This is a genomic window from Streptomyces vulcanius, from assembly GCF_042653945.1.
Lineage (GTDB): Bacteria > Actinomycetota > Actinomycetes > Streptomycetales > Streptomycetaceae > Streptomyces > Streptomyces mangrovi.
Window position 1 is genome coordinate 1 of sequence record NZ_JBHSFK010000067.1, and the last position, 21,951, is coordinate 21,951.

17 protein-coding genes and 1 pseudogene are annotated in these 21,951 nt (G+C 66.9%); 10 read left to right on the plus strand and 8 right to left on the minus strand.

The genetic code is table 11. The features are described 5' to 3' along the window. Nucleotides 1–496: 496 nt before the first annotated feature. Nucleotides 497–1,702: an IS110 family RNA-guided transposase gene (locus tag ACFPIH_RS53215; protein ID WP_381187050.1), complete on the plus strand. Its 1,206-nt coding sequence runs from the start codon at nt 497–499 to the stop codon at nt 1,700–1,702. Between the two features lie 44 nt (nt 1,703–1,746). Here the strand turns inward: ACFPIH_RS53215 and ACFPIH_RS53220 are convergent, their stop codons facing one another. Further along, the gene (locus ACFPIH_RS53220) at nt 1,747–2,271 is read right to left on the minus strand and encodes a hypothetical protein (protein WP_381187051.1); all 525 of its coding nucleotides are present in this window, start codon (nt 2,269–2,271) and stop codon (nt 1,747–1,749) included. Between the two features lie 284 nt (nt 2,272–2,555). Between ACFPIH_RS53220 and ACFPIH_RS53225 the strand changes: the two genes are divergently transcribed. Continuing rightward, nucleotides 2,556–2,957 carry a hypothetical protein gene (locus tag ACFPIH_RS53225; protein WP_381187054.1) on the plus strand — a complete coding sequence of 134 codons (402 nt, stop codon included), beginning with the start codon at nt 2,556–2,558 and terminating at the stop codon, nt 2,955–2,957. 19 nt (nt 2,958–2,976) lie between these two features. On the opposite strand, the gene ACFPIH_RS53230 is transcribed toward ACFPIH_RS53225, so the two are convergent. The 6 genes from ACFPIH_RS53230 to ACFPIH_RS53255 all read right to left on the minus strand — a co-directional run bounded on the left by ACFPIH_RS53230 (nt 2,977) and on the right by ACFPIH_RS53255 (nt 11,189). Further along, nucleotides 2,977–3,752 (minus strand): IS5 family transposase gene (locus ACFPIH_RS53230; RefSeq protein WP_417801390.1). Its coding sequence is split into 2 segments (ribosomal slippage): nt 2,977–3,450 and nt 3,453–3,752, totalling 774 coding nucleotides; the frame shifts between segments, so codons are not numbered across the junction. A 347-nt stretch (nt 3,753–4,099) separates the two neighbouring features. Further along, nucleotides 4,100–4,777, minus strand: coding sequence for a hypothetical protein (locus ACFPIH_RS53235; RefSeq protein ID WP_381187060.1), 678 nt, complete (start codon nt 4,775–4,777; stop codon nt 4,100–4,102). Nucleotides 4,778–5,178: 401 nt separating this feature from the next. Continuing rightward, complete coding sequence (locus ACFPIH_RS53240) at nt 5,179–6,357, minus strand: fructose-specific PTS transporter subunit EIIC (protein ID WP_381187063.1); 1,179 nt, start codon at nt 6,355–6,357, stop codon at nt 5,179–5,181. Between the two features lie 439 nt (nt 6,358–6,796). After that, entirely contained in the window at nt 6,797–7,996 is a 1,200-nt protein-coding gene (locus ACFPIH_RS53245; protein WP_381187066.1) for a chymotrypsin family serine protease, read from the minus strand. Nucleotides 7,997–8,330: 334 nt separating this feature from the next. Continuing rightward, a complete protein-coding gene (locus tag ACFPIH_RS53250) occupies nt 8,331–10,595 on the minus strand; it encodes an ATP-binding protein (RefSeq protein WP_381187069.1) in 2,265 nt (754 codons plus the stop codon). A gap of 102 nt (nt 10,596–10,697) precedes the next feature. Further along, the gene (locus ACFPIH_RS53255; RefSeq protein ID WP_381187072.1) at nt 10,698–11,189 is read right to left on the minus strand and encodes a transposase family protein; all 492 of its coding nucleotides are present in this window, start codon (nt 11,187–11,189) and stop codon (nt 10,698–10,700) included. Between the two features lie 193 nt (nt 11,190–11,382). Between ACFPIH_RS53255 and ACFPIH_RS56575 the strand changes: the two are divergent. Then, nucleotides 11,383–11,618 (plus strand): annotated as a pseudogene (locus ACFPIH_RS56575) (transposase); the annotation flags it as partial. Between the two features lie 162 nt (nt 11,619–11,780). Here ACFPIH_RS56575 and ACFPIH_RS53260 read toward each other — a convergent pair. Further along, a complete protein-coding gene (locus tag ACFPIH_RS53260) occupies nt 11,781–13,217 on the minus strand; it encodes an amidase (protein ID WP_381187074.1) in 1,437 nt (478 codons plus the stop codon). Nucleotides 13,218–13,299: 82 nt separating this feature from the next. Between ACFPIH_RS53260 and ACFPIH_RS53265 the strand changes: the two genes are divergently transcribed. From ACFPIH_RS53265 to ACFPIH_RS53295, 7 genes are all read left to right on the plus strand, one after another. Further along, complete coding sequence (locus ACFPIH_RS53265) at nt 13,300–15,453, plus strand: acetate--CoA ligase family protein (protein ID WP_381187077.1); 2,154 nt, start codon at nt 13,300–13,302, stop codon at nt 15,451–15,453. A 5-nt stretch (nt 15,454–15,458) separates the two neighbouring features. After that, the gene (locus ACFPIH_RS53270; RefSeq protein ID WP_381187079.1) at nt 15,459–15,941 is read left to right on the plus strand and encodes a hotdog family protein; all 483 of its coding nucleotides are present in this window, start codon (nt 15,459–15,461) and stop codon (nt 15,939–15,941) included. Nucleotides 15,942–16,212: 271 nt separating this feature from the next. Beyond that, nucleotides 16,213–18,060 (plus strand): ABC transporter substrate-binding protein, encoded by a 1,848-nt coding sequence (locus ACFPIH_RS53275; RefSeq protein WP_381187082.1) that lies wholly within the window; start codon nt 16,213–16,215, stop codon nt 18,058–18,060. 5 nt (nt 18,061–18,065) lie between these two features. After that, nucleotides 18,066–19,058: an ABC transporter permease gene (locus tag ACFPIH_RS53280; protein WP_381187085.1), complete on the plus strand. Its 993-nt coding sequence runs from the start codon at nt 18,066–18,068 to the stop codon at nt 19,056–19,058. Then, nucleotides 19,055–19,918 (plus strand): ABC transporter permease, encoded by an 864-nt coding sequence (locus ACFPIH_RS53285; protein WP_381187087.1) that lies wholly within the window; start codon nt 19,055–19,057, stop codon nt 19,916–19,918. The genes ACFPIH_RS53280 and ACFPIH_RS53285 overlap by 4 nt, the downstream gene beginning before the upstream one ends. 11 nt (nt 19,919–19,929) lie before the next feature. Continuing rightward, nucleotides 19,930–20,925, plus strand: a complete 996-nt coding sequence (locus tag ACFPIH_RS53290; RefSeq protein ID WP_381187135.1) for an ABC transporter ATP-binding protein — start codon at nt 19,930–19,932, stop codon at nt 20,923–20,925. Beyond that, a complete protein-coding gene (locus ACFPIH_RS53295) occupies nt 20,922–21,785 on the plus strand; it encodes an ATP-binding cassette domain-containing protein (RefSeq protein WP_381187090.1) in 864 nt (287 codons plus the stop codon). Before ACFPIH_RS53290 ends, ACFPIH_RS53295 begins: the two co-directional genes overlap by 4 nt. The last annotated feature ends 166 nt before the right edge of the window (nt 21,786–21,951 follow it).

Below are 21,951 nucleotides of genomic sequence, written 5' to 3' on the forward strand. Positions count from 1 at the left end.
TGTCAACTCCTGCACAGAAGCACTTCGGGGTACCCGACGTGTTTCGCCGTCCCGCCCCCTTACGCTAAAACCTGACGTCAGTGTGAGGGGCAAGCCCGCTGAGGACCCGGGACGAAGAGATGATTCAGAATCCGGCCAGAAACTACCTGAGCCGCATCCGCCCGAAGCGCTGCGTCCATCATCAGGCCCGGGCCGTCCTGTGCCGACGCGGGCACTTGGAGCCACTCATACCCGTTTCCGAACGAGCGGACAGGCCAAAAGCGCTCCTTACCTTGTTGGCGGGTTGATTCCGGTCCTTCGTACGATCGGGAGGCCCAGGGGCCTGGGTGTGGCTGAAAGCGCTCATGCCGTACGTGTGGCTTTGACTGATAGGCCGCCCAGCGCCCCGCGACGACACGGCCACTCATTGGGATGCGCGAACAGAGATCGCTTCGTAAGGACACGTCGGCGTGGTCGTCTGCAGGGACCAGTCAACCGATCGACGAGGGAGGCTCGGGTGACCGAGTTCTGGGCGGGGACGGATGCCGGCAAGGCCGCGCATCACTGCACGGTGATCGACGCGGACGGAACGAAGTTGCTCTCGCGCCGGGTACCGAACAACGAGGCTGAGCTGCTGGAGCTGATAGCCGACGTCCTGGCACTGGCCGAGGACAGCCCGGTGACCTGGGCTGTCGACCTGAACGCGGGCGGAGCCGCCTTGCTGATCGCATTGCTCACCAGTCACGGCCAACGGCTTCTCTATATTCCTGGCCGCACTGTTCACCACGCCTCCCACAGCTACCGAGGGGACGGCAAGACCGACGCCAAGGATGCCTACGTCATCGCCGACCAGGCACGGATGCGCCGGGACTTGCAGCCCTTGCAGGCCTGGGACGAGATCGCGGTGGACCTGAAGATCCTCACCGCTCGCCGCTACGACCTCGCGGCCGACCGCACGCGGGCCATCAACCGAATGCGTGCCCAGCTACTGGAGTACTTCCCCGCTCTGGAGCGGGCGTTCGACTGCGCCGCATCAAAGGGTGCTCTCGTGCTGCTGACCGGCTACCAGACGCCGGCTGCCCTGCGACGGATAGGTCCGAACCGACTGGCTAGCTGGTTGAAAAACCGCAAAGTGCGCGGCACCCAGGCCCTGGCGGACACCGCCGTCGCCGCGGCGCAGGCCCAGCACACTGCTGTCGCCGGGGAGACCACGGCCGCAGCTGTGGTCCAAACCCTGGCCAAGGCCATCCTGGAGCTGGACGAGGACATCTCCAGGATCGACCTGAAGATCGCTGCCCGCTTCCGTGAGCATCGCGACGCGGAAGTGATCGTCAGCATGCCCGGAATGGGCCCGTTGCTGGGGGCGGAGTTCATCGTCTGCACCGGAGGGGACATGGACGCCTTCGGGAGTGCGGGGCGCCTCGCCGGAGTCGCTGGTCTCGCCCCGGTTCCACGGGACTCAGGTCGCATCAGTGGCAACATGCGCCGACCACACCGCTACCACCGCCGACTGCTGCGCGTCTTCTATCTCTCCGCTCAAATCGCCGCCCGCTTCTGTGCCACCTCGAAGACCTTCTACGACCGCAATCGGTCCGAGGGCAAGAGCCACAAGCAGGCGATCCTCGCCCTCGCCCGCCGACGTCTCGACGTTCTGTGGGCCCTCATCCGCGACCAGCGAACCTTCGACGTCCTACCACCTCAGCGCGGTCTCGCCGTGGGCTGATCCCTGTTGCCTGGGACGGCGCGTGCTTGCAACCGCGGTGCGTCTCAGTTCCTGATGAGAGGCTCGTAGGGGTGGCCCTCCGGCGTGAAAATGAGGACGAAGTTCTCTCCCATCCGAACAGCTACCTCCCGCAAGCGGGCCAAGACGTCTGCCTGGGCCGGCAGATTGAGGCCCAGGGCTGCCGCGGCACGGTCTCTCCGGGCCACGAGATCCGGCATGTCCTCCAGGTACTCGGCCGCGAGCTCGCGACTCTCCTCGTCCGTGAACGCTTGGCAGTTGCGCCACCAAGGAGTGACCAGCAGCAGCCGCAGGAGCTCGGGCAGACCGATCGCAACCAGAGCCGCACCTCCTTCGGAGTCGGCATAGAGGACGGGACGGTCCTCGCCACCTTCACCGCAGAAGAAATATGTGCCCCCGGCACCGTCGCCGGCGAAACCCTCGAGCGCGGCGCCCGAGGCGAGGTGGACTTCTTCGACATGGTCGCCTCGGTCCAGGTCGAAGTCACCCGGCCAAGCGAGAAAACGGGCAACTTCGTCCTGTTCGCGAACGGTAGCGATCAACGATTTCATGGGCCGCACCTTACGGCTCCTGGGTTGACAAGAATCATTGGGAATCAGTGTCTACGGCTTGGGCGGCGCCAACGCCACCGCAGGCGACGGCTGCCTGTTCTCCATGTCGGCGACGGGTGATTCAACCGCCGCCGACACTCCACCGGGCATCAGTTCCGTACCGGAATCACTCTGAGAGCTCGTAACACGATCATGTGCCCCAGTCCCAGTAGTCGTGTCGTGGTGGAGCGTGGGAGCGCGGCTCTGGATCGTGGGCGATGGCCTGTGTGGGGAAGGGGGGCTGGATGAGTGCGGTGTGGGCTGCGACGTCGCCGGAATCGGGACTGTTCCATCCGGTTGAGAGACGTTCAGAGGTGGGAGATCTGTCAGACCGCTTCAACGACCTGCGTTCCCGTGGGCAGGGGTACGTCGAGGTTCGGTCGCCGGACAGGGAGGTCCCGGTGCTGATCCTGGCCTTCCGAGATGATCACGCCGTCGTCCATCTGATGAGTGACACCGAGCGGATGTCTCTGCTCGTAGGAGACGGCACCGTACCCTTGGGTGCCGAGGTCGAAGTCCCGATTATGGACGACCTCACCGCGTTCACGGGCGACTTCGTCCTGGATATCGATCGGGCGTGGGACCTGGTGCTCGACTTCACCCAGACGCGGGCGGCCGGCCCTCTGGGTGAGTGGTGTGAGCTGTAGCCAAATGCCCGTGCCTCGATCATGATCGGTGCTTCTTCAGCCGCCTCCAGCAGATGAGGCTGCAGGCCAACGAGTCGAAGGCGTCGTGGAGTTCGGTTCGGCGTTCCCAGCGGACGGCGAGGCGTTTGAACTGGTGGAGCAGGGCGAAAGTCTGCTCCACGACGTAGCGGAGCTTGCCCAGGCCCTTGATGTTCGGGGCGCCTTTGCGGGAGATGACCGGCAGGATCCGGCGGCGTCGCAGCTCATGGCGCACGGCCTTCGAGTCGTAGGCCTTGTCGCCGAGGAGCGAGTCGGGGCGTCTGCGCGGGCGGCCGGGCGGGATGCCGTCGACGAGGGCGAGGGTCTGGGTGACGTCGTTGACGTTGGCCGCGGTGGTGATGACCTTGAGCGGGGTACCGCGTCCGTCGCAGATCAGATGGTGTTTGCTGCCCGTCTTCCGCCGGTCGACCGGCGACGGACCGGTGTCGGATCCCCCTCTTTCGCGCGGATGTGGGAGCCGTCCACGCACGCGCGGGTCCAGTCGAGTTCGCCAGCCGCGTTCAGTTCGGCGAGCAGGATGCGGTGCAGTTGCTCGAAGACTCCGGCCTTCTGCCACCGCTCCAGGCGCCGCCAGCAGGTCTGTCCGGAGCCGAACCCCAGCTCCAGCGGCAGGAGTTGCCAGGCTATGTCGTTGTGGAGCACGTACAGGATGCCCTGCAGACACAGCCGGTCCGCCACCGGCCGCGGCCCCGGCGACTTCTGCGGCCACGGCGGCAGCAACGGTTCGATCAGCGCCCACAAGTCGTCGTCCACGATCCACGGCCGAGTACTCACACCCTCCGAACGGCCGAATCGTCACATCGGTCACGCCCGACCAGGGCACCTCAACAAGATCGTGTTATGAGCTCTGAGCGACTGGCGCGCCGAGCAGAGCACGTGGCTGGCCGGACACGTCGTACCAAATCGCGCTGCAGGCGCACGACACAAGGTGCTCGGCTGGCAAACACCAGCCGAGCACCTGCCTGAACTGCTCACGGCGTGATGCACGATTGCTGGAATCCGTCGGACCCATGTCGTGCCTCTGGTCTGCAGAGGGCGTGCATCATGCAGACGGTTCCCGCTGTGCTGCTGCCGTCATGCTTTCCGGCAGCGTGGTGAAGGCATCACTGGGGATTGGCCAGCTTAAGGATGACCTTGGTCGGTTCCTGGGGTGCGGATGTAGATGGGGCTGCCTTCTTGGCCGCTGCGGGCCTCCTCGTCACCTGCTTCTTGGCGGCCTGCTTCTTGGTGGCGTGCTTATGGGGGGCGTGCTTCTTGGGGGAACCGTGTGCCGTGCCGCCCGAGCCCGACTGTTGCGTGGGATTTCCGGCAATGATGTTGATCGTGCTGCCGTATGTGGCCACCAGCGGGCCGGTCACCGACGACGGGGCATTCGTGATCACGTCGATCACGTCCGTGTCCGGATTGTAGGACGCGTTGGCGTCGTAGCCGGCGTTCGATATCTGCAGAACGGTGTCATCGGCGATCGAGGCGATGGCGTCATTGGTGGCGAACTGGCTGTACTCCCCCCAGAGTTCGAGATTGGGGTTGTCGAACCCTGTGAAATCCGAAGGCCACTGCAGTTCGTCGGGAACGTTTCCTCCGGTGAACACGAGGGTGGCTTCGCCGGAGTTGTCGATGAACGCCGTGTACGCGTGGTTGTAGTCGCCGATTTCCGCCACCTTCGCCCAGTCCGAGTCGCTGATCCCGGCCTGCTCAGGGCTCATTGCGGCGTATGACGGGCCGGTGCCAAGTGCGACTGTCGCGGACAGGAAAGCACCCGCCAGCAGCAGTCTGGACATTTTTCTCTTCATGTTTCATACCTTTTTTCTGTTCTCCGCAGGCGGCCGACCGGTTTGTCTGGCCGCGCAGGTTCTGGATAGCTTGCGAGCCGAATTCCAAGTCTTCTTCGGCCGGAAGCTCGCTCGCCATTGGATGTGTCGTCGCACCACATCGACTCAGTCCTGCCGCAGGCATGCCGAAGGCGAGCGGGGGAGCCGGGTATCCGGGTGCTGGATCCTCGGGCGCGGAGTGAGTCGACCGAGGCCTTGGGCCGACCGGCTCGGACAGCTCCACGCTGGGCGCGTATCGCATGCCGCTGGTGGCCGACGGCGCGGGAGCACAACCGGGCGAGAGTGCCCGGGCGGTGTGTTCCGAGCCCCGGGTGATCCTCAGGTAGCCGTGCTGCGTGGTGTCGGTGGGCTCAGCTCACTGCGGGCACCTTGGCGCGGGACCGGACCGCGGCGTCCGGGGTGACCGGGGCCGGCGCCCTGCGCAGGCTCTTCAGACCGACAGCCACACCGGCCGTCACCACGACGCCTGCGGCCACGGCGGCGGCGAACAGCAGAGGCCTGCCGACCTGGTCGGCGGCGAAGATGCCTCCGAAGGGGACGGCCATGGAGGAGCCGAAGGTTATGGTCAGCATGCCGGTGACGGCGCCCCCTGCCATGGCGGCCGGGATCACCCGCAGCGGGTCCCGCAGTGCGAAGGGGACCGCCGCCGCGGAGACGGGGATCAGGCCGAGCAGCCAGGCCACCTTGCCGTAGTTCCGCTCGGCCTCGGAGAACAGCCCGCGGCGTACCAGGGTGGCCAGCGACAGGCCCAGCGGGGGGACCATGCCGGCCGCCACCACCACGGCCATGAAGGTCAGGTGGTCGGGGGTGGGGAGGTAGCTGCCCAGGCCGGCGAGGGCGTAGGCGTAGGCGATCTTTTTGAAGACCCCGCCGAAGTCGCAGCAGACCATCAGTCCGAGGAGCAGGCCGAGCGCGACGTGCTGGTCGGTGAGTTCCAGGTGGGTGAGCCAGCCGTACAGCCAGGTGTTGAGCCGGCCGAGCCGGGGTGCGAGGAGTGCGCAGAAGAACACGACCGCGGTGAACAGCGTGACCGTCAGCGGGATCACCGCCTTGGCCATGAAGGGGCGCCACTTGGCCGGGACGGTGATCTTGTGGAGTGCTCTGGTGGCGGCGCCGGCGAGTATGCCGGCGGCCAGACCGCCGAGATAGCCGGTGTGCAGGGACATTGCCGTCATGCCGCCCGCGAGCGCGGGGACCAGGGCCGGGCGGCCCGCGATTCCGTAGGCGGTGTACAGGGCAACGGCCAGGACTAGGACGTCCAGGACGAGATTGCCGGTCTGCAGCAACGTCACGCCCCAGCTGTCGGCTCGCAGCCAGGAGAATCCCTGGTCGATGACATTGACCGACCCGGTGGTGATCTGCCAGCCGCCGATGGCGTAAGCGAGGAAGGCCAGCAGGCCACCGACAGCGGTCAACATGGCCAGATAGCCGGTTCCGGCGGCAAGCCACCGGCCGAGCCGGGTGACGGCCCGGCCGCCCGGCTGGGCGTGCTCGTCCATCGGGGCAGGTGTGGTGGTGATGGGGGACATGAATCAAGCTCCAGGGGTGTGCGGCGTTGCCCGGCAGGGCGGCTCGGGCGAGTCAAGGTGGGCTTAACGGTGGGGTTATCGGGAAGGCCGGAGGTGGGCGACTGGAGGACGCGTGACATGAGGCACCCCCATTGGCCCGGGAACCGCGGTGCGGGGAAGCGGTCTCGGGGCCGGGTGCCGGCCGCCCCGGACGGGGCGGCCGGCACCCTTCAAGCCCGCGGTCCGCGCCGCGGCAGCGCAGCGCTGCCCGCTGGCCGCCCATGACGTGCCGGCGGCGGTGGCCGGGACTGGCCCACCCGGGCCACCAGGGCCGACGCTGTCTGACGCCTTATCCCTCGCCCGCGCCCGCCGCCGATGTCGGAGCGGGCGGTGGCAGGGGAACCCGGGACCGCGTCCGGAAGCGCGGCTGGTCGCTTACGCCCCGCCATCCGCGGCGCCCTCAGATGGAGGAGAGGTAGCCACCCCAGGTGTTGTGCACGTAATTTGCCTTGACCCCGTACATCCGGTACTCCGTATGACCGCTGCAAGCGTCGCAGTTCCAGGAGACAATTCCGGAGTGGGTGCCGGTGGCAGCCGCGGTGCCGCTGCCACTCGGCACATAGATGGGAGCACCTGAATCACCGCCCTGGGTGATCGGGCCGTTGTCATAGCGAGGATAGTTCGTGCCACCGCGGCCGTACGTGAAGCCGTCCCAGGAGTTGGTGTGGTGCTGATGCCCGTTGTGGTCCGTCCAGTTGAAGGCGTAGTTGTTGTTGGTGATGGGGTGGCCACAGTGGTTGAACGACGTCTGCCCGCTCACGCAGACATGCAAGCCGTTGTACATACCCGAGAGGGAGTGAGTCACCAGAGACGCAGTACTGCTGGCGGTGCCGCCCGTCCAGAATCGGGCGCTGTACTGGTAGCCGACGAACGCTTCGAGATCGGCCTCCCCGAACCTCTTGACCCAACCCATGTTGTTGTTGGTTCCGCCTCTGACAAGTTCGTTCAGGTTGTAGCAGTGCCCGGCCGTGGTCATCATGTCGACGGCTTGCCCGGTTTCGGGATTGGTCACATGAACCTTGAATCCGGACGTGCAGGCGCCCCAGCTGTCGGTGTGGATCGAGTCCCCTCCGTAGAACTGCGGAAGGTCGTTGAATCGGGAGATTTGCTGTTCGAAGCGGGACCGGACCACTTCGACCTTGTCGCCGTACCGGCCTTTCAGCGACGCCGTGACGGAGTCGGGAGCGTCGGAGTTGACGATCACCTTGTCCGTCTCGCCGTCATAGAACGCGCCCAGGCCGTACCTTCCCGCGTTCTTGTTCCACTTGGCGCCCATCACGTCTTTCTGGATTGTGTCCACCTCCTTCCCCTTGAACCTGCTGACCTTGACCTTGACCTTGGTCCTTATCTCCGCCGGGATGTCCGCCAGGGCCTTGCTCTTCTCCCCGGCGGACGCGCCCTCGGGCAGCATCAGCACCGGGTCGGCGTTGTCCTCGGCGCCGAAGACTCCGAGGGCGGAGTGCTTCTTGCCCACCTCGCCGAGCTGCTTCCACTGCGCCTGGCTCGGCTTGTCCGCCGATGCCGCGGACTTCGTCTCGCCGGCCCATGAAGCAGTGGGCGCCACCAGGGGCGCCGTGAGGGCGGCAACGCCGATCAGCAATCCGGCGAGGTGTTTCGATTTCCTTGCTGGTCTCAATTCTTTTCCTCTGGCTCAGAGCCGCGTTGGAGGCTGGTTCGGTCATGGATGTCTGCACTCTCAAGGTGCGCGTGTGCCCGGATCGCGGTTGCCTACTTGGCGGGAAGCGAGGGGTAGCCGCCTCAGGAGGGGGTTACGGCACCGGACCGGGCCGGTGTGCCTCTCACCTCGGAGCCCGCCAGGCAGGCGACGCCGCCGTGCGCCGGGTCCTACGGGTTCCGCTCACTAGAAGTTGGTTGGTACGGCACTGAGTCTCGGTCCGGGAGGTGGACCTGAGCCATACGTGTTTATACGGGTCTTACGAGATGGGTGGTGCTTGCGCGGGCCACCAGGCAGCGACCTGGGCCCGACTGGCGAAGCCGAGCTTGGCCCGGATGTTGTCGACGTGGCCTTCGACTGTGCGGGGCGACAGCACCAGTTCGGCGGCGATCTTCCGATTGCTCATGCCCTTGGCCACCAGCGCCGCAACTTCGCGCTCCCGGCGGGTGAGCGGGCCTGCGACGGTGACCGATGCGGGCGGCTCATGATCGGGGTCCAAGGCGTGCTGGATGGCCCGGCCGGGATTGTCGTGGCGGCTGCCCTCCGTAAGCGCCTGCGTATACGCTGCCGGGCCCAAGGCATTGAGGACCGCTTCCTCGCATCGCACGTGGTGCTCGGCCATTTGCGCGCCGAACGCGGAGATGGAGGTGCCGGCGTCGCGCCACAGGGCACCGGCAGCACCCAGCAGCCGGGCAGCCTGTCCGGGATCGCCGCCGGAGGCGGTGGCCCAGGCAAGCAGTTCCAACATCCTCGCGACCATCGCGTAGTCGTTGAAGCCCCGCATGCTTTCCAGCGCGGACCTGGCCAGTGCCTTGGCCGCTTCGCGGTCGCCTCGGGCCCAGGCGTCGTGGCCGAGCGCCATCAGCACCTGCGCGCGACCCCACCGTTCCCCGCTTGTCTCGAAGGCGGCGATCACCTGCCTGCCCGTCTCCGGTGCGCGGGGGTCCCCGGTGTAGGCCTGGACGCAGGCCAGTGCGAGCAGCCAGGAGGTCGCTTCGCGCTCATCGCCCAGCGCCGCCATACCGGCCCGCGCCTCCTCGTACCGCGGGATGCTTTCCTCCGCTTGCCCCCGGTAGTGCGCTGATACGCCGCGGAGGCCACCCACCTGAGTGCGCAGCGCCCAGTCGCCCAACTGCTCGCCCAGTGTTTCCGCCTCGTCCAGCCACCGATCGGCTGCCGCCAGATCGCCTTGCATCTGCGCCACCCAGACGGCGATGAGGAGTGCCCGGCCGCGTGCCAGTGTGGGCTCAGGCGCCAGCGCCAGCGCCCGGTCGAACTGACGACGCCCTTCGCTGAGGAATCCGCCGGCGCACCAGTGGAAACCCAGCGCCGCCGCCAGCGCGAACCTGCGCTGGGGATCGGCGTCGCAGTCTAGGGCCGCCAGCAGATTGGTGTGCTCGACATGCAGCCGTGCAAGGGCCTCAGCCTGGCCTGGGCCGTACCAGCCCTCGTCGATGCGCTGGGCCAGAGCGAGGAAGAAGTCGCGGTGCCGTACCAGAAGGTCATCATCCTCGCCGGAGGAGGCAAGCTGTTCCCGCCCGTACTGCCGGATGGCCTCCAGCAGCCGGTAGCGCGGCAGACCCTCGATTTCGGTGGTCAGGACGACGGACTGACCGACCAGCCGGTCGAGCAGGTCCAGCACCTCGTGCTCTTCGATACTGCCGCCCGCGCAGACACCCTCGGCTGCGTCCAGATCGAACCCGCCGGCGAATACCGACAGGCGGTTCCACAGCAGCCGCTCTGTCGGGGCGCACAGCTCATAGCTCCAGTCGATCGTCCTGCGGAGCGTGCGCTGGTGCGGCGGTCTGGTCGGGCTACCACTGGCGAGCAGCCCGAAGCGGTCCTCCAGCCGGTCGGCCACCTGCTCCAGGGTGAGCGTGCGCAGCCGGGACGAGGCCAGCTCGATCGCCAGCGGCAGCCCGTCCAGATCCGTGCACAGCCGGGCGACCTGGTCCCGGTTCGCCTTGCTGACCCGGAACCCCGGCCTGACAGCCGCAGCCCGGTCCCGCAGCAGGCCGACCGCGTCCTCTGGGCTCAGTGGCGGCACGGTGAAGACGTGCTCGCCGGTGATGCCCAGCGTATGGCGGCTCGTCGCCAGGATGTGCACCTCAGGGGCGGCGGAGAGCACTGCCTTCGCCAGCTCGGCGCAGGCGTCGGCCAGATGCTCGCAATTGTCCAGGAGGATCAGCGCCCGCCGTTCCGCCAGATACTCCGCGAGGTGCTCCGCGGCGGGCCGGGTCCCCAGCTCCGGCACTCCCAGCGCAGTCGCGGCCTCACTTGCCACCGCCGCGGGCTCCTGCACCGGGGCCAGGTCCACCAGCCACGTTCCATCCGGGAAGATCTTCGCCGAGCCGGTGGCCACCTCCAGTGCTAGCCGGGTCTTGCCGATCCCGCCCGCCCCGGTGAGCGTCAGCAATCGCGCCGTCGACAGCAGCATGCCGATGTCGGCGGCCTCAGCCTGCCTGCCGACGAAACTGGTGAATGTCGCGGGCAGGTTCGTTCTTCGCTGGGGAATTCCGGACATAGCCCCATCCTCCCACCCATCGGGAATCGAGTACGAACGCCTGAAGCCTGCCGGACAAGGCTGCGATCAAGCCGCCTGAACCGATTTATTGACGTGTGCGGGTCATGCGGCGAGGGTGAGGCTGCGCATGCGGGCCACGGCGTGGACGGTGCGGTGGAGACCGCCGCCGCTCCTTCGGCAGCCTCGGAGGATCTTGAAGTTTCTCACGCGGGCGAACGCATGCTCGACCCACGCACGGATCTGGCGGTGTGCGGTACTGCCAGCCTCTTCACCCGCCGGAAGAGGACGACCCGGTCGTCTGCGATGCGGGGCGCAGATACTGGTGTTGACATAGGCACCGTCACCGAGCCCCGTGATGTCTTCGCAGTGCTGGGCAGACCGGAGCTTCGTCAGACCTGAGCATCGGCTTGTTTCCTGGAGTCGACCGGGCCGCGGTCGGCGAATGCGACGGGCCGATGATGGCCGAAAGCTTTCGTCCGCGTAGGTGTGGCGTCCTGCCTCTCGGAGTGTGCGAGCACCAGCACGCCGGAGATGTCCACGATCACGTGGCCGTCTGCGGCGGGACCACTCGCGCCGGCCAATTTCCAGACTCACGGGCGGACTTCGGACCGTTCCGCGCGGATCGGAGCCAGGGCTTTTGGGCCGGACGCGGCGAGGGCGTCGACCGGGCGGGGAACGTGAGACCGGAGGTCACCGGGCCGAACACGCGGACTCTGCACGCAACAGGCTGACGTCGGGCCAGACACCGCCCAGGGCTTCCGCCGCCTATCGATGCTCACCCTCAAGTGCCAGCGCGCGGGCGTTCGTCGACGCCCACGACTGCATCACCTGCTGTTCCTCCCCGCCTACGCACCCGACCTCAATCCAGTCGAGGGCGTCTGGTCACTGCTGCGTATCGGCCCCGGCCACCTCATGCGCGCCCTTCGGGGCAGTCTCCGCCAGATCCAGTACCGCAGCGAACTCGTCAACGGATGTCTCACCGCAACGGGCCTCACCATGACGACACGACGCCAACAAGGTCAGTATCGGCGGCAGATGGGTTGCCCCTGCCTCCTAAAGACGGCAGAGGTAACCCTTGCCGTCGGCTGTGGTGGTTCTGTTCAGGCCACGCGACGGTAAGGCCCTGGATCGCGACCCAGGGCTCTTACGACGGGAGCTCGCGCCGCGGTAGGGGGGATGACAGACCTACAGTGCCGGGCGCCTGTGTGCCCACGGACGCTCCGACTCGAAGGCCAGCGCCGCGCGCAGCACCATGGCGTCCTGTCCGTGGCGCCCCGCGATCTGCAGGCCGATCGGCAGTCCGTCGGCGTCGAAACCGCAGGGGATGGAGATGGCGGGGTATCCCGCGTGCGCGATGGCTTCGGTGAGGCGCTGGTTGTCGAGTGCGGGCTCGCTGACCTCGGCCCCGGCGACGGTCAGGGGCCCGCCCTCAGGGCCGGGGTGGGGGAAGGCGGTGGTTGGTGTGGTGGCCCAGATGAGGAGCTCATGGTCGTCGAAGACCGATGCGAACGCCTCATGGATCTGCTGCCGTTCGATGATCGAGGTGTGTGCGAACTCCTCCGCCGACATACCGTCCGCCCGCTTCACGAACGACCGGATCAGCGGATGAGTCAGTTCAGGGTTGCTCACGTGGTGCAGCAGCTCGCCCATCCCGGCCGCGATGATCGGCCCCCACCATTTGATGAAGTACTCCATCGGGTCGGGGAGATGTACGTCGACGGGGGAGACGGCAGCACCGAGTTCGGTGCCGAAGACGTCTGCGGCTGCCAGGACGGCTTCGCGCACGTCGGACTGGATGGGAGGGTTGCCGAGTTCGGGACTGACCGCGACACGTACGCCGTCGAGTGATCCGTCCTGCGCGAGCGCCAGGTAGTCGACTCCGCTCTCCATCAGTGAGTACGGCTCGCGAGAGTGAGGGCCGGCGACGACCGAGAGCATCAGGGCGTTGTCCGCGACCGTGCGCGTCATGGGGCCGACCGCACCGACCGACTCGAAGGCTTCCGCCTCCGGGTAGCGCGGGATACGTCCGATCGAGGCCTTGAGGCCGACGACTCCGCAGAAGGACGACGGCACGCGGATGGAGCCGCCGCCGTCGCTGCCCACCGCCAGGGGTCCGAAGCCCGCGGCGAGCGCCGCTGCCGCTCCGCCGCTCGACCCTCCCGTGGTCCGGGCGAGGTCCCAGGGGTTGTTGGTGATTCCGGTCAACGGACTTTCGGTGATGGTGTGGCCGCCGAACTCAGGCGTCGTGGTCTTGCCCAGGAGCACAGCTCCGGCTGCCTTCAGCCGGGCCCAGATCACGCCGTCCTCGGTGGGGACGTGATCGGCGAAGTGGAGTGAGCCGTAGGTCGTACGTACGCCCGCGGTGGGAGTGAGGTCCTTGACGGTCACAGGGATGCCCAGCAGGGGCGGCGCGTCGTCGGAACCGACCGCGAACACCTGCTCCGCGTGTCGGGCTTCCTCCCTGGCGGCCTCGAACGTGGTCGTCACGAACGCGTTGATCTTCGGGTTGTGCTCTTCGATGCGGTTGATCAGGGCGTCGACGACTTCGACGGGTGAGAGGTTTCGGCTGCGGTATTCCCGAGCGATCTCGATCGCCGACATGAACGCGATGTCGTTGTCCATCAGGCCACTCCCGGAGATATATTGAAGCTTATGTAACACGTGCTACATTACGCGCCTCGGTACGGAGATGAAAGAGGTGCGTGTGCTCACTTACGACGCGGCCGACCGCAGGTCAGCCATCGATCGCTTGTTGAGGCCCGGCTCCATTGCTGTGCTCGGCGCATCCGCCACGCGCATCGCCGGCGGAAATGAGGCCATCCGCAACCTGCGCCGTGCAGGCTTCGAGGGTTCCCTTCACGTCGTGCATCCAGCCGGAGGTGTGGTGGAGGGCATCAAGGCCCACCGCACGGTTGCCGAGCTTCCCGAGGGGGTCGACGTCGCGCTGCTGAACATCCCCGCCTCCGCCCTTGTCCCGGCGCTGACCGAACTCGAGAACCGAGGCGTGGCCGGAGCCGTGGTGGCCACGGCCGGACTGACCACCGCCGAGGCCGCCTCACTGCGCCAGTTCTGCGCGAACGCGCGCATCGTCGTCAACGGACCCAACTGCATGGGCGTCCTCAACGTCGCTGATCACGTCCCGATGTGGTTCTACGAGGGCATGCTCACCGATGTGGCGGCAGGGCACGCCGCACTGGTGACACAGTCCGGATCGGCGTCGTTCCTGGCACGTGCCGCGGAGGGCGTGGGCTTCTCGTTCATCATCTCCTCCGGGAACGAGATGGGCGCCTCGACGGCTGACTACCTGGACTGGCTGGCCGACGACACACAGACCAAGGCCATCGGCGTCGTGATGGAGTCCATCCGCGACGTTCGCGCGTTCGAGGCAGCCGTGGGACGCTGCCGGCTTGCTGGCAAGCCCCTCGTGGTGCTCAAGGTCGGACGCACGGACGCCGGCTCCCAGGCTTCGGTGGCACACACCGGAGCGATCGTGGGACGCGATGACGCCTACGTCGCGCTTTTCCGCCGCCTCGACGTCCCCCTTGTGTCCGACTACGACGAACTTGCCGTCGCCCTGTCTCATCTCGCTTCGCCCGGAGGGCTGCTCGCGGCAGGGCTGCGAGCAGCGGTGGTCACGGACAGCGGTGGAGAGGCCGCGCTCGCGGCAGACGTCGCAGCGCGGCTGGGAGTGGATTTCCCACAGTTCGAAGAGCGCACCGTACGGGCCCTGGCGGAGCTCCTGCCAGGCATGCAGCCGCGCAACCCGCTGGACGTGGGGGGCAGCCCCGGGGCCGCGGAGGATGTGTATCAGCAGGTCATGCCGATCGTGGCCGCGGACGCGAACGTGGACAGCATCGTCCTGCTCGTCGAAGCACTTGCCTCGATGAGCGATGAGGAGACGACCTACGCGGCCGGGATGTACGAGGCAGCCCGGGCTCTGGCGGAGGCGGAGACCGGCAAGCCGGTGGTCATCGCCTCTCCCACCAGCGCGTCAGTGAGCACGAAGGTGCAGCAGATGGCAGGTCCGCGCGTGCCTGTGCTGCGCGGGCTGGCCAACGCCGTCACAACACTCCGAGTTCTGGCCGCAAACCAGCAGCCGGCGCTTTCGGACGTCGAGCGGCCCGCCGGACTGCCCGGACCCGATGTGGTCGAGGCCCTCCGGCGCGAGGTGTCCACGCATTCCGGACCCCTGCCCGTGACCGTATGCCGACGTCTGCTGACGGCCTACGGGATACCCGTCGTGAACTCGGTACTGGTGAGGGACGCTGCTGAGGCACAGCAGTGGGCCGACGGCCGGTACCCCGTGGTGGTGAAGGTCGCGTCGGCGGACGTCAGTCATCGCAGCGAGGTGGGCGGCGTGGTTACCGGCGTTGAGGCGGCGGAGCAACTGGCAGCGGCGTTCAAGAGCATCGAGTCGAGTGTCACCTCGCTCGTGCCGCATGCCGTGATCGACGGATACGAGGTCCAGGAGCTGGTGCGCGATGCGGACGAGGTGCTGGTTGGCTTCGTTCGCGACCCTGCCCTGGGACCGACGGTGACAGTGGGTGCAGGAGGCATCCTCGTCGAGCTCATCGAGGACGTCTCGCTCGGGCTTGCCCCGCTGGCGCCGGGGGAGGCGTCGGAACTGCTGAACCGGACGCGCCTCGGCAGGCTCCTCGCAGGCTACAGGAGGCAGGACGGTGCGACGGACACCAGGGCTCTGGTGGACCTGATCGAGCGCTCCGCGTGGCTGGCGGCGGACCTCGCCGACGTGCTGGCCGAGGGCGACTTCAATCCGGTGATGGTGGAGCGGGGAAGCGGGCGGGTGCTCGTGGTGGACGCGCTCATCGTGGCTTCGACGAAGACGGAGGAACAGTGACCGACATGGAATCCGGACAGAAGAGTTCCGAGGCCGTTCGCCTCGTCGTCCCGCAGGTCTCGGATGCGCCGTCGCTGCAAGGCCGCGAGTTCCTCACGGACTGGTTTCAGGTGGAGCCCGAGAAGCTCGCGCTCTTCGACAGCGCGACCTACAGCGACATCAGCCCCCACGAGGTCGATCTCACGGCCTACCCCGACGACCTGGTCGAGGGCTACCACCTTGTCGCACTCCTCGACTACCTGGTCAACCATGTCCTCTACGTCGAAGGCCCCTGGGTGGCGTGGAACTACGGGATGGACCGGGTGCGCTTCGTGTCCCCCACCCGGGCCAGGGACCGATGGCGTCTGCGGGGCACGGTGGACGAGGTCATCGAGCGCAGCGGTGGGTTCCTGCTCCGGCTGAGTATCGCTTCGGAGGTACAGGACCGAGAGAAGCCCGGCTTCGTCGTCGAGCAGCGGGTGCTGTGGCGTGAGGGAACAGCGGACTGAAGTCCGGTGGGTACGCCACGAAGCCGGATGGCTGGCAGAACGCGGGCTCAGTGTCTCCGCTGTGAAGCCAGGAAGTCGCGGTTTTGCCAGGCCCCGGTCTCACGGGTGGCGAGAAACCGTTCACGTACGCCGGCTGGCCAGTTGTCCGGGCTGGCGGACCAGTGCGTCACGGGCCGGAGAGATGGCGCTCGCTGACCAGAGCGCGTGACGGCAAGCGGGCCAGGCCGCCGCAGGGGAGCAGAGATTCCGTCGCAGTGCTGCCCTCCGAGCGATGCTGATCGCCCCCGATCGTGCCGGGGCATTCGGAACGACTCGCCATCCGCGCCGGTCATCGGTGGTCCCGCCGCAGAATTCGTTGGCATCCGGGACCGCAGTAGTTCAGCCATTGCGCGTTGTGTATAGAGGGTTATATATTGCGCGCTACGTGACACCCGGACCTCTGGGTGCCCACACCCAGGAGGTGTGCATGTTCCGTCACCCACGTCCCTCCCGCGGCTACAGCAGAGCGGTGGCCGGTATCGGTTCGATTGCCGCCCTGAGCGTGCTGGTGGCGTGTAGCGGCCAGTCCGAGCAGGCTTCGTCGAACACATCCAGGAAGCTGACCTCCACGACCGCGCGCGCCACCGGTGACATCGACCAGTTGACATGGAACCTGTCGACCGGAGAACCGGACGTCATCGACCCGGCCAACGCCGCCACGTACAGCGGAGGCACTGTCGTCGACAACCTGTGCGACCCGCTGGTGCGGGTTCGCGCCGACTACTCGACAGAGCCCAATCTTGCGTCCCTCAAGCAGGCCAGTCCCACGCGCCTGGTGATGTCCATTCGTAACGACGTCAGGTTCTGGGACGGTTCCAAGCTGACGGCCGAGGACGTCGCCTACAGCCTCAACCGCTCAGCCGACCCCTCCCGGATCGTCGGTTTCGTGTTTGAGAAGGTGAAGTCGATCAAGGTCACCGGACCGTACGAAGTGACCGTCGATTTCAAGCAACCCGACGAGCTGTTCGCGAAGGAAATGGGAGCCATCGCGGGTGTGGTCGTGCAGAAGAAGTTCGCACAGGCCGCGGGGAAGAAGTTGGGTACCGCGGCGGGCGGTCTGATGTGCAGTGGCCCCTTCGAGCTGAAGAGCTGGAAGAGCGGCGACAGCATCACGATGACGCGCAATGACCACTACTGGAATGACGACTACCGTGCCCGCCCGGCGAAGGCGAAGTTCACCTTCATCAGCGATTCGACGGCCTTGGCCCAGGCGCTGGACGCCGGCGAGATCGACGGTGCGTACGAGCTCTCGCCGTCCAGCATCCCTGCCCTGGAGAAGTCGTCCATGGGAACGCTGCGGTTCGGCCCGTCCACCCAGTCGCTGTCGTTGGACGTGGCGCGAGCTGGCGGCCCGCTCGCAGATACCCGGCTGAGGCGGGCCCTCCAGACCATCGTCGACCGAGACGCGCTCGCCAAGGTCGTCTACAAGGGAGCCGCAACTCCCAACTACGCACGCATCAATTCCACGACGTGGGAGCAGGACGGGCGCGCCATCTACCAGAAGGCCTACGACCGCTTCGTGAAGGAACGCGCACACGATGAGGCCGAGGCCAAGCGGCTCGTCGGCGAATCTTCATACGACGGTACGAAGATCGTCCTCGCCTATGAGGGCGGCAACCAGGCGCACGCGCAGATCGCCCAGCTGGTCCAGCAGCAGGCGAAGCAGGCAGGACTGGAGATAGAACTCCAGCCGATGCAGTCCCTCGAGTTCGCCCAGGCACAGTACGACGCCTCCAAGAGGGACGGTGTCGACCTCATGCTCAACTCCGCGTTCAACGGTGTGCAGGATCCCGTCGAGCCGACAGGCTTCGTCTACCTGCCCGGGTCCGTATACAACTACACGGGCTACGACAATCCCAAGGTCACCAGGCTGATCAGCGAGATCCGTGCCAGCTTCGATGTGAAGGAGCGCGCACGGCTGTTCGTGAAAGCCCAGGACATCTACGAGGGTGACAACACCGGTATCCCGCTCCTGAGCACCAACACCGTGTCGTTCCTCAACAAGGACCTGACGGGAGCCGTGACGTCCTTCGCGTACTGGTCGATGCCTTCCATGGCACTCATCGGTTCCGTCGGGTGAGCGCGATGACCCGCCTGAAGGAGTCACGGCCGAGTAGTTCTGGCACACGTCGCGCGCGGGCGCTGGCCCGCGGGGTCGTGCATTGGGTCCTGGGTCCGGTGACAACCGTGCTCGCCGCGTCGTTTGCGATCTTCGTGGCGCTTGCTCTGGCGCCCGGTGACCCTGTCGCGCGCGTGGTCGGTGACCGGGCAACGGACGCGCAGCGCGCAGCTATGCGTCACCAACTCGGCCTCGACGAGCCCGTGGTGGTGCGCTACTTCCACTGGTTGGGCGATGCCCTGCAGGGTGATCTGGGCACCTCCCTGATCAGTCGGCAGGACGTCGCGAGCCTGCTGGCGCCGCGGTTGCTCACGACGCTGACGCTCGTGCTGATGTCAGCGGTCATCATCCTCGTCATCGGTGTCGCGCTGGGCACGGTAGGAGGTGTGAGCGATCGTCTCCGCCCGTTTGTCAACGGTGTCACGGGCCTGGGCGTCGCCATCCCCAGCTTCGTGGCATCGATGGTGCTGATCGGCGTCTTCGCCGTTCAGCTCGGTTGGTTCCCCACGTTCGGATCCGGGGCAGGACTCGTTGACCGCCTGTGGCACCTCACCCTGCCGGCGGTGGCCCTCTCGATCGGATGGGTCGCCTACGTCGCTCAGATGACGGCCGCGGCGGTGAAGGAAGAGGCGGTGCGTGAGCATGTCGAGACCGCGGTCGGGCGCGGCATGCCGAGAACACTGATCCTCAGGCGACATGTGATGCGCAATGCGTCGATCCCCGTGCTGACCGCCTCGGGGCTGACAGTGGCTGGACTCGTGGCGGGTTCCGTCGTTGTGGAAACCGCCTTCGGTATCGACGGAGTGGGGTCGATGCTCGTCAGAAGCGTCTCCAGCAAGGACTACGCGCCGACCACGGCGATCTCTGTACTGGTGGTCGGCGTCTTCGTGGCCATCACCACCGTCATCGACTTCGTGCAGACCCGGGTCGACCCTCGCCTCAGGGAGCACAGCCCATGAGCACCACGACACTGAAGCGCGCACACAGCAGACCGCGCCCGCTTCGTCTGCCCTTCGGCCGTGACCCACTCCTCGTCACGTTGAGTATCGTGTGCGGCATCCTGGCGCTGCTGGCCGTGTTCGGTCCTCTCCTGGCCCCGTACCCACCCGCGCAGACGGACATCCTGGCTGCGAGCCAAGGCCCTTCGGGCGCACACCTTCTGGGCACCGACTCCCTGGGCCGCGACATCCTGTCGCGACTGCTCGCAGGCGCGCGGCTGAGCTTCGCGGGTCCTGGGATCATCGTGCTCGTCAGCTCGATCCTCGGCACGGCTGTCGCCGTGGCCTCGGCCTGGATCGGCGGTGCTTTCGACTCGGCCGTCAAGCGGGCGCTCAACGTGGTCTTCGCAGTCCCCGGCATCCTGGTGGCCGTGCTCGCGGTCGCACTCTTCGGACGGGGCTTCACGGCTCTCGTCATCGCCTTGTCTCTGATCTACACGCCGTATGTCGCGCGGGTCGTACGCAGCGTCGCGGCGACCGAGCGGCGACGTCCCTACATCGAGGCTCTCCAACTCGCGGGTTTGTCCGGGTGGCGGATCTGCACCAGGCACATCCTGCGAAACGTCCTGCCGATCGTTCTGGCACAGGCCACCATCGGTTTCGGGTCAGCCCTGATGGACTTCGGAGCGATGTCATTCCTAGGGCTCGGCGTGCAGCCTCCCTCGGCCGAGTGGGGCCTCATGGTGAGCGACGGGCGGTCGGAGATCCTCGACGGTGCGCTCCAGCAGAGCCTGTGGGCCGGAAGCATGATCGTGGTCACCGTTGTCTGCTTCAACATCCTCGGCGCGCGGATCAGCTCGAACATCGGAGCCAAGCGATGACGGACCTAAAGATGCCGGACGAGCGTCTGCTGGAGTTGAAGCACGTCCGAGTCGACCTCGAGCGTGACGGGAAGCGAAGCCGGGTCATCCACGACGTCAGCCTCTCGATCGACGAAGGGGAGTCTCTCGGTCTCGTCGGCGAGTCGGGATCAGGGAAGTCCTTGACGACCCGAGCCGTCATGCGACTGCTGCCGCGAGGCGCTCAGCTCGATGGCGAGGTCTTGTTCCGAGGCCGTTCAGTGCCGGAGATGAGTCGTGCAGAACTTGCCGACTACCGCTCGTCGCACGTTGGCATGATCTACCAGGATCCCCGCGCCCACACCAATCCGCTCCTCACCGTGGGCGAGTTCCTGGTCGAGGGGGTCACGTCCCGGAAGGTGATGAGCCGCCCGGATGCGACCGAGCTGGCCGTCCGGCTCCTGGCGGAGGTCGGCATAGACGACGGTCCGCGACGCATGAGGCAGTACCCGCACCAGCTCTCGGGCGGGCTGCTTCAGCGAGTCATGATCGTGATGGCCCTCATGACCTCGCCCGACCTGATCCTCGCCGATGAACCGACGACGGCGCTCGACGTCACGGTCCAGTCCGACGTGATGGCGATCCTGGACGAGCAGCGCAGGGACCGAAGGCTCGGGATGCTGTTCATCACGCATGACCTCGACCTCGCGGCCTCGGTGACCGACCGGCTGGCCGTGATGTACGCCGGAGTCGTGGTGGAGAACGGCCCTGCGGACCTGGTTCACGAACAGCCGGGGCACCCCTACACGGCGGCGCTGCTGACCTCACGTCCCAGTCCCGTCGAGAAGCGGCCTCTCGTCGCGATCCCGGGTCGCCCCGCCTCGGCCTTCGAAGTGGGTCGGGGTTGCGTCTTCGTCGACCGGTGTCCTTTTGCCCAGAAGGTGTGCCGTGAAGAGCGCCCGCAGCTGGAACCTCAGTCAGGTCGGCTCGTCGCGTGTCACCGAACAGCGGAAATCGCCGACCAGGCATTCATGGAGGTGAGAGCGTGACTAGTCCCGTCGTCGAGGTCGCCGGCTTGCGCAAGAGCTTCACCGTGGTCGGTGAGGACGGCGCACGCGAGGAACTGCACGCCGTCGGAGGCGTGGATCTCGTCCTGGAGCCCGGAGGCTCACTGGCCGTCGTGGGCGAGTCGGGGTCGGGCAAGACCACAACGGCCAGAATCATCGCGGGACTGGGAAATGCCACCTCGGGCAGCATCACAGTCGCAGGCCAGGACTGGACGCGCCCTGCCCGCGGGCGCGCGGAGCGTCTGGCCCGGTCGCGCCTGGTCCAGATGGTCTTCCAGGACCCGTTCGGTTCACTCGACCCGCGCCAGCGCATCGGTGCGGGCCTGTCCGAACTGCTGGCCCTGCACTTCGACATCGGGCGCACGACCGCCCGGGCCCGCGTGGCCGAGGCGCTCGAGCGGGTCGGGCTGGATGCCTCGCATGCGGAGGCTTACCCTCGCCGACTGTCCGGCGGCCAGCGCCAGCGGGTCGCCATCGCCCGCGCCCTGGTACTGCAACCCCGGGTCCTCATCCTCGACGAGGCGGTCTCCGCGCTCGACGTCAGTGTTCAAGCACAGGTGCTGACGTTGCTCAACGAGATCAGAGACACGCTCGACGTGGCGTACCTCTTCGTGTCCCACGACCTTGCTGTGGTCCGGCAGGTCTGTGACACGTGCATCGTGATGCGCCATGGGCAGGTCGTCGAACGCGGTGAGGTCGCGGTGGTATTGGATGCTCCACAGCATCCGTACACACAGGATCTCCTGGCTGCCGTTCCCCGACCGGGTTGGAAGCCCAGCCGAAGTCGTGACAGACGCCTCGTGGCCGGCGAGCCGGTCCCGCGAGGTGTGACCTCATCCTGACCGACGTCCGCGTGTGGACGAAGCACCCGCGACACCCGTGGGTGCGGCGGGTGTGGGGATCCATCACCGGCAGTTTGGCGCGAGGACGATCTGAGCGCGGTGGACGCGGCCCTGGCAGCCGTCGGCAGAGAACTTCTGGGAACGGTGACATATCGTCACCGACGGC

What these genes read in the sequence shown, in the direction of transcription:
- ACFPIH_RS53220 (WP_381187051.1), bottom strand. Translation starts at nt 2,271, where the DNA reads ATGAAATCGTTGATCGCTACCGTTCGCGAACAGGACGAAGTTGCCCGT.
- ACFPIH_RS53225 (WP_381187054.1), top strand. Translation starts at nt 2,556, where the DNA reads ATGAGTGCGGTGTGGGCTGCGACGTCGCCGGAATCGGGACTGTTCCAT.
- ACFPIH_RS53235 (WP_381187060.1), bottom strand. Translation starts at nt 4,777, where the DNA reads ATGTCCAGACTGCTGCTGGCGGGTGCTTTCCTGTCCGCGACAGTCGCA.
- ACFPIH_RS53240 (WP_381187063.1), bottom strand. Translation starts at nt 6,357, where the DNA reads ATGTCCCCCATCACCACCACACCTGCCCCGATGGACGAGCACGCCCAG.
- ACFPIH_RS53250 (WP_381187069.1), bottom strand. Translation starts at nt 10,595, where the DNA reads ATGTCCGGAATTCCCCAGCGAAGAACGAACCTGCCCGCGACATTCACC.
- ACFPIH_RS53260 (WP_381187074.1), bottom strand. Translation starts at nt 13,217, where the DNA reads ATGGACAACGACATCGCGTTCATGTCGGCGATCGAGATCGCTCGGGAA.
- ACFPIH_RS53270 (WP_381187079.1), top strand. Translation starts at nt 15,459, where the DNA reads ATGGAATCCGGACAGAAGAGTTCCGAGGCCGTTCGCCTCGTCGTCCCG.
- ACFPIH_RS53275 (WP_381187082.1), top strand. Translation starts at nt 16,213, where the DNA reads ATGCTGATCGCCCCCGATCGTGCCGGGGCATTCGGAACGACTCGCCAT.
- ACFPIH_RS53280 (WP_381187085.1), top strand. Translation starts at nt 18,066, where the DNA reads ATGACCCGCCTGAAGGAGTCACGGCCGAGTAGTTCTGGCACACGTCGC.
- ACFPIH_RS53285 (WP_381187087.1), top strand. Translation starts at nt 19,055, where the DNA reads ATGAGCACCACGACACTGAAGCGCGCACACAGCAGACCGCGCCCGCTT.
- ACFPIH_RS53290 (WP_381187135.1), top strand. Translation starts at nt 19,930, where the DNA reads ATGCCGGACGAGCGTCTGCTGGAGTTGAAGCACGTCCGAGTCGACCTC.